The sequence below is a fragment of the Pseudomonas sp. o96-267 genome, assembly GCF_003935465.1.
Lineage (GTDB): Bacteria > Pseudomonadota > Gammaproteobacteria > Pseudomonadales > Pseudomonadaceae > Aquipseudomonas > Aquipseudomonas sediminis.
The window spans coordinates 28,832-43,154 of sequence record NZ_RHQP01000001.1 but is presented as its reverse complement, the minus strand read 5'-3'; the positions used below and the strand labels follow the sequence as shown (position 1 = coordinate 43,154).

Sequence of the window (14,323 nt, the reverse complement as noted above, 5' to 3'; positions counted from 1 at the left end):
ATCAGTGTGGCAGCGCATCACGCTGGCGACGCAGCTCGCGCTCGGCAATCCAGTGCTCGATCAGCTCGCGCAGTTGTGACAGCTCCACTGGCTTGGACATGTGGCCGTCCATGCCGACGGCACGCGCGCGTTCCTTGTGTTCGCTGAGGATATGCGCGGTCAGTGCTACCACCGGTGTACGCGGGCGTTTCTCGCTCTTTTCCCAGGCGCGCAGCTGTTCGGTGGCGGAGAAACCATCGAGCACCGGCATTTCACAGTCCATCAGCACCAGGTCGTAGGGCTGCGCTTTCATCGCGCTGAGGGCTTCCTCGCCGTTGCTGGCAGTGTCCGGCTTGAGGTTGAGCTTACCGAGCATGCCGCGAATCACCTTGGTGGAGATGCTGTTGTCTTCGGCCACCAGAATGCGGAAGTCGGCCGGCACGTTCAGCGGCGTACTGACCGGAGTTGGCGCTGCTTGGGCGGGAGTGTCGTTGGGGCGCTGGGCCAGTTCATCGGCCAGGGTGGTCTTGAGCGTGTAGCCGGCCACCGGCTTGGCCAGGATGCGCTTGATCCCGGCGTTGCGTGCAATCACCTTGCTCGGCGCGTTGCTGATGCCGGTGAGCATGATGATCAGGATGTCGTGGTTGAGGCTCGGATCTTCCTTGATCTTGGCGGCCAGCTGCATGCCGGTCATGCCGGGCATGTCCTGGTCGAGCAGCACCGCATCGAAGTACTCGCGCATGTGCGCCTTGGTGCGCAGCAGGGCCAGAGCCTCCTTGCCGGAGGGCACGGCGCTGACCTGCATGCCCCAGGCGTTGCATTGCTGCATCAGCACCTTGCGGCAGGTGTCGTTGTCGTCCACTACCAGCAGGCGCGCGCCCTGTAGCGGGCTGTCGAGGTCGGCTTCCGGTTGTTCCAGACGGGCGGCGTCCAGCGGCAGGGTCAGCCACAGGGTCGTGCCCTGGTTGCCGCTGCCCTGTATACCGAACTCGCCGCCCATCAGACGCACCAACTGGCGCGCGATGATCAGGCCGAGGCGCCCGCCCAGGCGGGTGGCGGATAGGAAGTCGCGGCTCTGCAGTTCGGCGTTGAGCAGGGCGTCGCGTTCCTCTGGCAGCAGTGGACGACCGCTGTCCTGTACGGCGACGCGCAGACGATGTTGGCCGTCGCTGCTGTCGAGGGCGGCAACCAGCAGGATCTCGCCCTCGTCGGTCTGCTTGAAGGCGTTGTCCAGCAGGCTCAACAGGGCCTGGCGCAGGCGTGTCGGGTCACCGCTGATCACCCGTGGCACCTGTGGCTGGATGAAACTGATCAGCTCCACGCGCTGTTGTTCGGCCTTGGCGCGGAAGATGTCGAGGCAGTCTTCGATCAGCGCGCCGAGGTCGAACTGCACATCGTCCAGTTCGATCTGTCCGGACTCGAGCTTGGAAATGTCGAGGATTTCGTTGATCAGGGTGAGCAGTTCGTTGCCCGAGCTGTGGATGGTCTGCACGTAGTCGCGCTGCTTGGCCGACAACGGTGTGCCCAACAGCAGCTCGGTCATACCCAGCACGCCGTTCATTGGCGTGCGGATTTCATGGCTGATCTTGGCCAGGAACTCGGCCTTGGCTTTCAGCTCGGCACTGCTGGCAGCGAGGGCGGTGCTTTCCTGGAGCGTGTCGCGCTGGATCTGCCGCTGCCGCTCGGTCAGCGACACGCTGAGGATCAGACCGGCCAGGGTGGCAACGCTGAATACGCCCAGCACCAGCCAGCCCGGATTGAGCTGATCGAAGCCGAGCAGCACCGGCACGAAGAAACCAAAGCCCATGTTGAACACCAGCATGCCTAAGGCGATCAGGCGTGCCGGCTGGTAACCGGCGCGCCAGTGCAGGCCGCTCACCAGCAGCAGGTTGATCGCGCTCAGAGCCACCAGCAGGTAGACCAGCGAGCTGTACCAGAACAGACCGGTGACGACGATGCACAGCGCATAGCCCAGGAGCAGTAGAGCATTACCCCGCAGCAGGCGGTTCAGGGGACTGTGCTGTACTGGCGTGCCGTGCATGAAGCTCAGGCCAAAGGCCAGGGCGCTGAAGGCAGCGAACAGGGCAGAGAGGTCGGCGATCAGGGACTGGTTGTAGCCCAGGCTGGGCAGCCATTGGGCGAAGATGCCGAGGTTGGCCGAGGAGCACACGGCGAGGCCGATGTTAACCCCGGCCAGCCAAAGGCCACTGGCGCTGCGGCTGTAGATGAAGCGGATGAGGTTGTACAGGGTCAGCAGCAGCAGGGCGCCGAACAGCATGCCATAGAGGTAGGCGGGCTTTTCCAGGCTGACCAGCTCGGCTTGATCCATGACCTTGAACCAGGTCATCAGCGGGTGGTTGGAGGTCAGGCGGACATAGGCGACGCGGGCCTGGCCGTCATTCGGCAACGGCATCAGGTAGAAGCGCGATGGCAGCGGTCGCGAATCCAACGGCATGGCCTCGCCGGTGTGCAGGTTCTGCTCCAGCTGGCCGTCTCTCAGCAGGTAGTAATCGAGGTACTGCACCCGTGGTGAAAAGATCCACAGCCAGGCGGGTTGCTGCTGCGGTGCGAACTCAGCACGCAGCCAGACAGCGTGATCACTGGGCGGGAAAGTAAAGGACTGTTTGCTGAGGGGTTTGAACTGCTGGCGCTGGGCGCGGACTTCTTCGAGGCCCAGGCGGGCGCTGGCGTCGACCAGATAGGACCAGCTGTGCGTGCCGGTAGGGGCTGCGTTCGCCGTGGCTGTCAGGGCAAGGCCAAGCAACAGCAAGCTGGCGAGTAGTCCGATGGCAATCCTGAGCCGGCGCACGGGCAAAATCCTTCTAAATGAGTGGCCGGATTATAGCCAAGCATTTGCTCGAGCGAATACGGCACAAACAGCGATTTTGCCTTGTTTGTGCCGCATTTTCGCTCAAACGATCAGCTCTCGCCGCGCTCGCGGGCGATGGCCCGATAGCCGATGTCGTTACGATGGAACATGCCATTCCAACGGATCTTCTCGGCCAGGCGGTAGGCCTGCTGCTGGGCATCGGCGACGCTGGCGCCGATGGCAGTGGCGCATAGAACGCGGCCACCGGCGGTGACGATCTGGCCGTCCTTCAGTGCGGTACCGGCGTGGAATACCTTGCCGTCGAGCTTGGCGGCTTCATCCAGGCCTTCGATGACGTCGCCCTTGGCGTAGTCGCCCGGGTAGCCACCGGCAGCCAGTACCACGCCCACGGTCGGACGTGGGTCCCAGGTGGCTTCGACCTTGTCCAGAGCCTTGGCCAGTGCGGCCTCGACCAGCAGCACCAGAGAGCTTTCCAGGCGGCACATGATCGGTTGGGTTTCCGGGTCGCCGAAGCGGCAGTTGAACTCGATGACCTTGGGCTTGCCAGCCTTGTCGATCATCAGACCGGCATAGAGGAAACCGGTGTAGACGTTGCCTTCGCTGGCCATGCCGCGCACGGTCGGGTAGATCACCTCGTCCATCACGCGCTTGTGCACCTCGGCGGTGACCACCGGCGCAGGCGAATACGCGCCCATGCCACCGGTGTTCGGGCCGCTGTCGCCGTCGCCAACGCGCTTGTGGTCCTGGCTGGTGGCCATCGGCAGCACGTTCTCGCCGTCGACCATGACGATAAAGCTGGCTTCTTCGCCGTCGAGGAATTCTTCGATCACCACGCGCGAGCCGGCTTCACCGAAGGCGTTACCGGCGAGCATGTCACGCACCGCGTCTTCGGCTTCCTGCAGGGTCATGGCGACGATCACGCCCTTGCCTGCGGCCAGGCCATCGGCCTTGATCACGATCGGTGCGCCTTTCTCACGCAGGTAAGCCAGCGCCGGCTCGATTTCGGTGAAGTTCTGGTAGTCAGCGGTGGGGATCTGCTGGCGCGCCAGGAAGTCCTTGGTGAAGGCCTTGGAGCCTTCCAGCTGGGCAGCGGCGGCGGTAGGGCCGAAGATGTCCAGCTTACGGCTGCGGAACAGGTCGACCACGCCTTTGACCAGCGGAGCCTCCGGGCCGACGATGGTCAGCTGCACGTTCTTCTCGGCGAAGTCGGCCAGCTGTTCGATGGCCAGCACATCGATGGCGACGTTTTCGCACTTGGCTTCCACCGCAGTGCCGGCGTTGCCCGGGGCGACGAAGACCTTCTCGACGCGCGGATCCTGCGCCACTTTCCAGGCCAGGGCGTGTTCACGACCGCCGCTGCCGATGATCAGTACGTTCATGTCTCTCTCCCGATGGAGGCGGGCCGGTGGCCCGTTCGGTGGATAGGAAAAGCGCTATCCACCCTACAAATTCCGAGGTCGCGATGAAGCCGGTAGATGCTAGGCGCCCCGGGTTTCGACAAGCGGAGTTGCCTATTGGCAATGAGCATTGGCGGAACCCGGGGCAACAACGCAGATAACGGTTTCAGTGCGGCCGATTTAGTGCCTAAAGTGGCGCATGCCGGTGAACACCATGGCAATGCCGGCTTCATCGGCAGCCGCGATCACTTCATTGTCGCGCATCGAACCACCGGGCTGGATCACTGCGGTGATGCCGGCCTTGGCGGCGTTGTCGATACCGTCGCGGAAGGGGAAGAAGGCGTCCGAAGCCATCACCGCGCCCGGTACCGGCAGACCAGCGTGCTCGGCCTTGATCGCGGCGATGCGCGCGGAGTTGACGCGGCTCATCTGGCCGGCGCCGACACCGACGGTCTGGCGGTTCTTGGCGTAGACGATGGCGTTGGATTTGACGAACTTGGCCACTTTCCAGGCGAAGATCAGGTCATGGATTTCCTGCTCGCTCGGGGCGCGCTGGGTGACGATCTTCAGGTCTTCCGCCTTGATCATGCCGATGTCGCGGCTCTGCACCAGCAGGCCACCGTTGACGCGCTTGAAGTCCCAGCCTGCGGCGCGTTCGGCTGGCCACTCGCCGCATTCGAGCAGGCGCACGTTGGCTTTGGCGGCGACTACGGAGCGGGCTTCGGCGCTGATTTTCGGGGCGATGATCACTTCGACGAACTGGCGCTCGACGATGGCCTTGGCGGTTTCGCCATCGAGCTCACGGTTGAAGGCGATGATGCCGCCGAAGGCCGACTCGGTGTCGGTGGCGTAGGCCAGGTCGTAGGCCTTGCGGATGCCGCCTTCGTCTTCCGGTACCACGGCCACGCCGCATGGGTTGGCGTGCTTGACGATGACGCAGGCCGGCTTGACGAAGCTCTTCACGCATTCCAGCGCGGCGTCGGTGTCGGCGACGTTGTTGAACGACAGTTCCTTGCCTTGCAGTTGCACGGCGGTGGAAACGCTGGCTTCGCCCTTCTTCGTCTCGACATAGAACGCCGCGCTCTGGTGCGGGTTCTCGCCGTAACGCATTTCCTGCGCCTTGACGAACTGGCTGTTGAAGGTACGCGGGAAGGCGCCGCGGTCTTCGGTGGACAGGGTGCCAGCCGCCTGGTCGATGGTGCCCAGGTAGTTGGCGATCATGCCGTCATAGGCCGCGGTGTGTTCGAAGGCCTTCAGGGCCAGGTCGAAACGCTGGGCGTAGCTCAGACCGCCGGCCTTGAGGGAGGCGACGATGCCAGCGTAGTCGCCGGTGTTGACCACGATGGCCACGTCTTTGTGGTTCTTCGCCGCCGAACGGACCATGGTCGGGCCGCCGATGTCGATGTTCTCGATGGCGTCGGCCAGGTCGCAATCAGGCTTGGCCACGGTGGCTTCGAAGGGATAGAGGTTTACCGCCACCAGGTCGATCGGCTTGATGCCGTGCTCGTCCATCACTGCGCCGTCCAGGGCGCGACGACCGAGGATGCCGCCGTGAATCTTCGGGTGCAGGGTCTTCACGCGGCCGTCCATCATCTCCGGGAAACCGGTGTAGTCAGCCACTTCCACTGCGGCTACGCCGTTGTCCTTGAGCAGCTTGTAGGTACCACCGGTGGAGAGAATCTCGACACCGAGGGCGGCCAGTTCGCGAGCGAATTCGAGGACGCCAGTCTTGTCGGAAACGCTGATCAGCGCGCGGCGCACGGGCAGAAGGGTGGTCTGGTCGGTCATTTCACTATCCATCAGAGCGGGGATATCAGCAAAAAAGGCGGCTCATGCGGGCCGCCCTTTTCGGGAGTTCGGGGTTACAGCAGATCGTACTGCTTGAGCTTCTTGCGCAGCGTGCCACGGTTCAGGCCGAGCAGCTCGGAAGCCTTGGTCTGGTTACCTTTCACGTGATTCATGACGGTTTCCAGCAGCGGCGCTTCGACTTCGGTGAGCACCAGGTTGTACACGTCGGTGACGTCCGCGCCCTCGAGGTGGGCGAAGTAATTGTGCAGCGCCTTCTCCACGGCGCCGCGCAGGGTCTGACCCTCTTCGCTCGGCGTGTTCAGGTGCTGTTTAAGGCTGGTGTTGTCACTCACGGGTGCAATTCCACTCACTAGGGTCTCTGTCATCAACGTCATGCGGCCACCTCGTTTCCATCGTTATGCCGTTCGCTGAAGAACTCGCGAACGTTGGCGCACTGTGCGTCCGTACTGTCCAGACGGTTGAACTGGGCGCGAAACTCCCTGGCGCCCGGCAGGGTTGCGAGATACCAGCCGACATGCTTGCGGGCGATGCGTACGCCCATCAATTCGCCGTAGAAGGCGTGCAGTGCGGCCAGGTGTTCCAGCAGGATGCGTTCCACTTCGAGCAGGCTCGGTGCCGGCAGGGTTTCGCCGGTACGCAGGTAGTGCTCGATTTCACGGAATATCCATGGCCGCCCCTGGGCGGCACGGCCAATGAGTAGGGCGTCGGCGCCGGTGGCGTCGAGCACGGCCTTGGCTTTTTGTGGGGAGTCGATGTCGCCGTTGGCGAACACCGGAATTGATATTGCCTGCTTGATTGCGGCGATGGTGTCGTACTCGGCTTCGCCGGTATACAGATCGGCGCGGGTACGACCGTGGACGGAAAGCGCAGCAATGCCAGCATCTTCGGCGATCTTCGCTACAGTGATGCCGTTCTTGTTCTGCCGATCCCAGCCAGTGCGAATCTTCAGGGTCACCGGCACGTCCACCGCACCGACTACCGCATCGAGGATTTCACGTACCAAGGGCTCGTCACGCAGCAGCGCGGAGCCGGCGGCCTTGTTGCAGACCTTCTTGGCCGGGCAACCCATGTTGATATCAATGATCTGCGCGCCCAACTCGACGTTCTTGCGCGCCGCGTCGGCCATCATCTGCGGGTCGCCGCCGGCGATCTGTACCGAACGCGGCTCGGGATCACCGGCGTGCATCAAACGCAGGCTGGACTTGCGGCTGTTCCACAGGCGCACATCGCTGGTGACCATCTCCGACACCACCAGGCCAGCGCCGAGACGGCGGCACAGTTGGCGGAACGGACGATCGGTGACGCCGGCCATGGGAGCCAGGATCAACCGATTGGGCAATGTGTAGGGGCCAATACGTGGGGCCGACATGGGGCGTCCCTGCTTGTTGGTGCGCAGTTGAGACAAAGGGCGATCAACACCTGGCCTCCACTGTGTCCTCAGGGGAAACGATGGTGGTTCGGTGCTCGCGAAAGGGTGGGCATGATACCCGCTCTGGATGACCGGATAAAGGTCGTTTTGAACAAATTCTGAACAGCTATGGGCTTATCGCCAGTAGTTAGATAAAGGGCCTGCGACCACGGGTCGCGGCCCCTTCAGGCTACTCGGGGGAATGGAAGCTGAGGCTGTAGTTAACCGCGCGCGTGCCCGGGTCGAGGATGTCCAGGGAGATGTGAATGGGCGTCTGCGGCGGCATTTCGCTCTGCCCGGCCAGCTCGCCAGCAAGGTACTCGCTGGGTTTGAAGCGACGACTGGCGACCAGTTGGCCGCCCAGGTCGGCGAAGCGCATCTCCAGCAGCGGGAAGGGCTGGGCGAAGGAGGCTCGGTTATAGAGGATGGCGTCGACGATCAGCGCGCCGGAGAACTCCGGGTGGCTGCGCACTACCAGGTTGCTGCTGCGAATCTGGCTGATGTCGACTTTCGACGGCAGGCTGCAACCGATGTTCGGGCACAGCTGTTCGAACCAGGGGCGATAACGGTCCTGGCGTGCCAGTTCGTCGAAGTTGTAGGCCGCGTACTGCGCGAGCAGGCCGCCCACCGCCAGCAGATTGAGCAGGCCCCAGCCGAACACGCGACCCCAGGACGTGCCCTGTGGCTGGCGCCAGTCGAGTTGCAAGGGCTCGTCGTCCAGTTCGAACAGGCGCTCCTCGCGCAGGCCCGGCTCGTTACGCGCTACCTTGGGGTCTTCACGTTCCGTGCGCTGGTCTTCGTCTTGTCGCTCCGGCTCGTCCTGCTCGTCATCGAGATCACCCAGGCGCGGCTCGTCGGCTTCGTCGAGGGCGTCGGCGATGGGCTGCTGCTTGCGGGGTGTGGCGGGGGTGAACTCAATGGCGGCTTTGGGCTCCGGTGCAAGTGCGGGCTCTGGCTGTTCCTCGGTAGGCTGCAATTCGAAGCTGTCGCGCTCGCGCTTGACTGGTTCGTCGCGCAGCAGGGCTTCGGCCCAGGCTTCGTCGTGCGCATCTTCGTGTTCATCTGTCGCGCGGCTGCCGAAGTTCTCGGCATAGCGCGGCGCCTGTTCCAGTGCGAGGAACTGTTGTGACAGCTGTTGTTCCTGCTCTTCCAGTCTGGCCAGTTCCTCATCGAGGTCGAGGCTGTCCAGATCAAGATCGTCATGGATCCACAGGGTATCGTCGGCAGGCTTGGTCGCTGGCTGCTTGCTGGTGTCGGGTTGGGCCTTGAGCGGAGCACTTACCACGTTAGCTGCCGCTGCCGCTGGCGCAGGTGTGCTCGCACGCGGGCCGAACAGTTGCTCTGCCGCGTTGAACACGTGCAGGCAGGCGCCGCAGCGTACGGCGCCATGGGCAGCAGCCAGCTGCGCCTGACTGACGCGGAAGCTGGTGCGGCAATTGGGGCACTGGGTGACGTGGCTTTCGCTCATGCGCGGGTCCGGAAAATCCAAGCAGCTAGTCTAACGCAACGACTGCGCGCGGTTCAGTGCTTGACGCCGCTGATGCGCACCCAGCCGTCCTTGCCGGCCGTGGGGTCGAGGTCGAACGCACCTGCGTAGGCGGCGCGGACTTCCTCGGCCTGTTCGGCGAGGATACCCGACAGCGCCAGGCGTCCACCGCCTTTGACCAGCGCGGTGATCTGAGGTGCCAGGGAAACCAGCGGGCCAGCGAGGATGTTGGCGACGACCACGTCGGCGGGTTGTTGCGGCATGTCGGCGGGCAGATAGACCGGGAAGCGGGCAGGGTCGATACCGTTGCGCGAGGCATTGTCGCGCGAAGCTTCCAGGGCCTGCGGGTCGATATCGGTGCCCACTGCCTGCGGTGCGCCGAGCAGCAGGGCAGCGATGGCGAGGATGCCTGAGCCGCAACCGAAGTCGATCACGCTGCAGTTATCGAGCTTCTGACTGTCGAGCCATTCCAGGCACAGTGCGGTGGTCGGGTGAGTGCCGGTGCCGAAGGCCAGGCCCGGATCGAGCAGCAGGTTCACCGCATCCGGTTCCGGGGCGGCGTGCCAGCTCGGTACGATCCACAGGCGCTGGCCAAAGCGCATCGGCTGGAAGCCATCCATCCAGCTGCGCTCCCAGTCCTGATCCTCGATACGCTCGACATGATGCTCCGGCAGTGCGCCACCACACAGCAGTTGCAGGTGGGCAAGCAGCGCGGTTTCGTCGGTGTCGGCTTCGAACAGGGCCAGCAGGTGGGTGTTCGACCACAGCGGCGTGGTGCCCAGGTCCGGCTCGAAGATCGGCTGATCTTCGGCATCCATGAAGGTTACCGACACGGCGCCGACCTCCAGCAGGGCGTCCTCGTAGGTTTCTGCCTGCTCAGGTGTGATGGCGAGACGGACTTGTAACCAGGGCATGAGAAACCTCGAAAGCATGTGGAACGGTTTGGCCGCGCAGCTTACTGGAACGGGCGGGCGGCATGCCAGCGTGGCCGCTGAAACGACAGGGGCTGCCTGAAGGCAGCCCCTGTTATGCAGCGAGTCAGGACTCAGTGCTTGTCCATACCCAGTTTCTTTTCCAGGTAATGGATATTCACGCCACCTTTGACGAAACCCTTGTCGCGGGTCAGGTCGCGGTGCAGTGGCACGTTGGTCTTGATGCCGTCGACCACGATCTCGTCCAGGGCATTGCGCATGCGCGCCATGGCTTCGTCGCGGTCCTTGCCGAAGGTGATCAGCTTGCCGATCAGCGAGTCGTAGTGCGGCGGGACGCTGTAGCCGCTGTACAGGTGCGAGTCAACGCGAACGCCATTACCGCCCGGAGCATGGAAATGCTTGACCTTGCCGGGGCTGGGCATGAAGTTGTCCGGGTCTTCGGCGTTGATCCGGCACTCGACCGAGTGACCGAGGATCTTCACGTCTTCCTGCTTGATCGACAGCGGGTTGCCAGCGGCGATGCTGAGCATCTCCTTGACGATGTCGATGCCAGTGACCATCTCGGTGACGGGGTGCTCCACCTGAACGCGGGTGTTCATCTCGATGAAGTAGAAACGACCGTCTTCATAGAGGAACTCGAAGGTGCCGGCGCCACGGTAGCCGATCTCGACGCAGGCATCGACGCAGCGCTTGAGCACTTCGGCGCGGGCCTTCTCGTCGATCAGCGGGGCCGGAGCCTCTTCGATCACCTTCTGGTGGCGACGCTGCAGCGAGCAGTCACGGTCATACAGGTGAATCGCGTTGCCCTGGCCGTCGGACAGCACCTGGACTTCCACGTGGCGCGGGTTGCCGAGGAATTTTTCCAGATAGACCATCGGGTTGCCGAACGCTGCACCGGCTTCGGTGCGGGTCAGCTTGGCCGATTTGATCAGGTCTTCTTCCTTGTGCACCACGCGCATGCCGCGACCACCGCCGCCACCAGCGGCCTTGATGATCACCGGATAGCCCACTTCACGGGCGATGCGCAGCGCTTCTTCCTCGTCTTCCGGCAGCGGACCGTCGGAGCCGGGAACCACCGGTACGCCGGACTTGATCATGGCGTTCTTGGCCGACACCTTGTCGCCCATCAGACGGATCACGCTGGCGGTCGGGCCGATGAAGGCGAAACCGGAGTTCTCCACCTGTTCGGCGAAGTCGGCGTTCTCGGCGAGGAAACCGTAGCCCGGGTGAATGCCGGTGGCACCAGTCAGCTCGGCGGCGCTGATGATTGCCGGGATGTTCAGGTAGGACTGTGCGCCAGGTGCCGGGCCAATGCAGACGGACTCGTCGGCCAGGCCCAGGTGCATCAGTTCGCGGTCGGCGGTGGAGTGCACGGCCACCGTCTTGATACCCAGCTCCTTGCAGGCGCGCAGGATACGCAGGGCGATTTCGCCACGGTTGGCGATAAGGACTTTTTCCAGCTTCTGCATTGCAGGCTCCCCGTGCATCAAACGATGGTGAACAGGGGTTGGTCGTACTCAACCGGCTGGCCGTTTTCCACCAGGATGGATTCGATCACACCGCTGGCTTCGGCTTCGATGTGGTTCATCATCTTCATTGCTTCGACGATGCAGAGGATGTCGCCTTTCTTCACGGTCTGACCGACTTCGACGAAGTTGGCAGAGGTCGGCGAAGCTGCGCGGTAGAAGGTGCCGACCATCGGCGAGCGAGCAACGGTGCCGTTCAGCTTCGGTGCGGCGGCCGGAGCGGCTTCAGCGCCCGGAGCGGCTGCGGCGACAGGCGCTGCTACCGGAGCTGGTGCTGGTGCGTACATCGGCTGCGGGGCATAGGCTAGTTGTTTGCTGTGACGGCTGATGCGTACGGACTCTTCGCCCTCTTTGATCTCCAGCTCGTCGATACCGGACTCTTCCAGCAGCTCGATCAGTTTCTTGACTTTACGGATATCCATGAATGGTCAACTCCCAGAGGTGAGGTAGGACTTGTCTACCAGGCTACGCGTCAGGCGCGCCCGGTCAGTTGTTCGAGTGCCGCTTCCAGGGCCAGCCGATAACCGCTGGCGCCAAGGCCGCAGATCACCCCTACTGCAACGTCGGAGAAGTAGGAGTGATGGCGGAAAGGTTCACGCTTGTGCACGTTGGACAGGTGCACTTCGATGAATGGGATGCTCACCGCCAGCAATGCGTCACGTAATGCGACGCTTGTATGGGTAAAAGCGGCAGGATTGATCAGGATAAAGTCGATGCCTTCACCCTTTGCGGCGTGAATTCGGTCGATCAGTTCGTATTCGGCATTGCTCTGCAGGTACAGCAGATGATGGCCAGCCTCGCGTGCGCGCTGCTCCAAATCCTGGTTGATTTCGGCGAGGGTGGTGGCGCCATATTTGTCGGGCTCACGGGTGCCCAGCAGATTCAGATTGGGGCCGTGTAGCACCAGTAGGGTGGCCATAGTCGCGTTCCTTGTTATTCGGGCTGCGCAGGACTATGCCGCAGCTGCGCGATGTCAGCAATAGTCGACACGATGCCTGCTGTTTGCGGCAGAAATATGACTATAGCGTTGGTTTCGGTCGTTGCCGGAGCATTTGCAAAGAACGGGCGAGGATCGTGTTGCCAGCGTTCAACGACCTGCCTGGCGGTTGCTGGCCTGATCCAGGCGCCCCGCGAAGGTGGCGGCATTGACTTCACCTACGACACGCAGATCGAGTAATTCGTCACCATTGCCGGCGAACAGCTGGATGGCTGGCGGACCAAACAGCTTGTAACGGTCCAGCAGGGCGCGCTGGGCGGCGTTGCTTTCGGTGATATCGAAGCGGATCAGGCGCCAGCCGGCCAGTTTGCTGCCGACTTCGGCATTGCCGAATACCTCGCGCTCGATGACCTTGCAACTGATGCACCAGTCGGCGTACCAATCCAGCAGCAGCGGTTGACCGGCGGCTTTGGCCTCGGCTAGTGCGGCGTCCAGTTCGGCGGGGCTACTCAGGGTTTGCCAGGCACCGCTCTTGGCGCTGCTCTGGCTGGCGCCGGTCTGCAACTGGCCGAGCGGCTTGAGCGGATCGCTCGCACCCTGCAATGCACCGACCCAGGCGGCCAGCGCGTAAACCAACAGCGCCAGGCCGGCGATCTGGCTGAGCTTCTGCCGATGTGTCTTGGGCCCAAACTCCAGCGCCCCGAGGAACACCGCCACGCCACCAGCCAGCAGCCCCCACAGAGCCAGACTGAGGTTGCCCGGCAGCACGCGTTCGAGCAGCCATACCGAAACGGCCAGCAGCAGTACGCCGAAGGCATTGCGCACCGTGACCATCCAGGTGCCGGTTTTCGGCAGTAGCGCACCACCGCCCACGGCGAACAGCACCAGCGGCGTACCCATACCGAGGCCGAGCGCGAGCAACTTCAGACCGCCACCCAGCGCATCACCACTGGCGCTTATATAAAGTAGGGCGCCGGCCAGTGGCGCCGAGACGCAGGGGCTGACCAGCAGGCTGGAGAGCACGCCGAGCAGGGCTGCATTCAGATGCGAGCCGCCATGGGTCTTGCCGGCCAGACGATCCAGCGGTTCGCTGACGAAACGGGGCAGACGCAGTTCGAACAGGCCGAACATGGCCAGGGCGAATAACGCGAAGAAGGCGGCGAACGGCACCAGTATCCAGGCCGATTGCAGGCGCGCCTGCAGGTTGAGACCGGCACCGAACAGGCCCATCAGCGTGCCGAGAATGGCGAAGCAGGCGGCCATCGGCAGGACATAGGCCAATGACAGGGTCAGGCTGCGTACGCCCCCCAGTTGGCCGCGCAGTACTACCCCGGAAAGAATCGGCAGCATCGGCAGGACGCACGGCGTGAAGGTCAGCGCCAGGCCGCCGAGGAAGAACAATGCCAGCTCTTTCCAGCTCCAGCCGGCTGCCACCGATGCCCCATCGCTGCTGTTGGCAGCAGGCATATCACCGATCTCGATGAACTCTGTCTCCGGCGGGTAGCACAGGCCCTTGTCGGCGCAGCCCTGGTAGCCGACCTGCAGGCGCAGCGGGCGGTTGTCCGGGTTCTCCAGCGGCAGGCGGATATCCAGCACGCCGTAGTACACCTCGACATCGCCGAAGAACTCATCGTGCTTGGCCTCGCCTGCTGGCAATTCGGCGTCGCCGAGCGCCAGATCGGCCGGCTCGACGCTGAAGTTGAGGCGGTGGCGATAAAGGTAATAGCCCTCGGTCGCGACGAAACGTAGCGTCACTGCCTGTGCATCGCTGTTTACCAGGCTGAGCTTGAAGGCTCCGCGCACCGGTAGGAAGTCGCTGCTGTTGTTCAGCGGCGCGCCAAGCGGCGAGGCGGCCGGGCGCTTATCGAAGAGGTTGGCGCTGGCGGGTAGGCTCAGGCAGAGCAGAAGCAGGGGAAGCAGCAGTCGACGCAGTGACATCGGGCGAATATCTCGGCGATAGGTGGCGGCATGATACCGGAAAGCGCCCACCCGCATCGCCGTCGCTGCGCCGGAGCGTCG

General features: G+C 63.3%; 11 protein-coding genes. All 11 read right to left on the bottom strand.

What is annotated here, in order from left to right; translation table 11 throughout:
* Position 1 precedes the first annotated feature (1 nt).
* Positions 2-2,788 (bottom strand): hybrid sensor histidine kinase/response regulator, encoded by a 2,787-nt coding sequence (locus EGJ86_RS00175; RefSeq protein ID WP_125833492.1) that lies wholly within the window; start codon positions 2,786-2,788, stop codon positions 2-4.
* A gap of 110 nt (positions 2,789-2,898) precedes the next feature.
* On the bottom strand, positions 2,899-4,188 hold the full coding sequence (purD, locus tag EGJ86_RS00170; protein WP_125833491.1) for a phosphoribosylamine--glycine ligase: 1,290 nt from the start codon (positions 4,186-4,188) through the stop codon (positions 2,899-2,901).
* A gap of 198 nt (positions 4,189-4,386) precedes the next feature.
* Positions 4,387-5,994: a bifunctional phosphoribosylaminoimidazolecarboxamide formyltransferase/IMP cyclohydrolase gene (purH, locus tag EGJ86_RS00165; protein ID WP_125833490.1), complete on the bottom strand. Its 1,608-nt coding sequence runs from the start codon at positions 5,992-5,994 to the stop codon at positions 4,387-4,389.
* Between the two features lie 74 nt (positions 5,995-6,068).
* The gene (gene fis, locus EGJ86_RS00160; RefSeq protein ID WP_003242613.1) at positions 6,069-6,389 is read right to left on the bottom strand and encodes a DNA-binding transcriptional regulator Fis; all 321 of its coding nucleotides are present in this window, start codon (positions 6,387-6,389) and stop codon (positions 6,069-6,071) included.
* Positions 6,386-7,384, bottom strand: a complete 999-nt coding sequence (gene dusB / locus EGJ86_RS00155; RefSeq protein WP_125833489.1) for a tRNA dihydrouridine synthase DusB — start codon at positions 7,382-7,384, stop codon at positions 6,386-6,388. Before dusB ends, fis begins: the two co-directional genes overlap by 4 nt.
* 229 nt (positions 7,385-7,613) lie before the next feature.
* Entirely contained in the window at positions 7,614-8,891 is a 1,278-nt protein-coding gene (locus EGJ86_RS00150) for a DUF3426 domain-containing protein (RefSeq protein ID WP_125833488.1), read from the bottom strand.
* Positions 8,892-8,944: 53 nt separating this feature from the next.
* Entirely contained in the window at positions 8,945-9,823 is an 879-nt protein-coding gene (gene prmA / locus EGJ86_RS00145; RefSeq protein WP_125833487.1) for a 50S ribosomal protein L11 methyltransferase, read from the bottom strand.
* Positions 9,824-9,954: 131 nt separating this feature from the next.
* Entirely contained in the window at positions 9,955-11,310 is a 1,356-nt protein-coding gene (gene accC, locus EGJ86_RS00140) for an acetyl-CoA carboxylase biotin carboxylase subunit (RefSeq protein WP_099522632.1), read from the bottom strand.
* 17 nt (positions 11,311-11,327) lie between these two features.
* On the bottom strand, positions 11,328-11,789 hold the full coding sequence (accB, locus tag EGJ86_RS00135) for an acetyl-CoA carboxylase biotin carboxyl carrier protein (RefSeq protein ID WP_125833486.1): 462 nt from the start codon (positions 11,787-11,789) through the stop codon (positions 11,328-11,330).
* A 50-nt stretch (positions 11,790-11,839) separates the two neighbouring features.
* A complete protein-coding gene (gene aroQ / locus EGJ86_RS00130) occupies positions 11,840-12,286 on the bottom strand; it encodes a type II 3-dehydroquinate dehydratase (RefSeq protein WP_125833485.1) in 447 nt (148 codons plus the stop codon).
* A 168-nt stretch (positions 12,287-12,454) separates the two neighbouring features.
* Positions 12,455-14,242: a protein-disulfide reductase DsbD gene (gene dsbD / locus EGJ86_RS00125; RefSeq protein WP_125833484.1), complete on the bottom strand. Its 1,788-nt coding sequence runs from the start codon at positions 14,240-14,242 to the stop codon at positions 12,455-12,457.
* Positions 14,243-14,323: the final 81 nt, after the last annotated feature.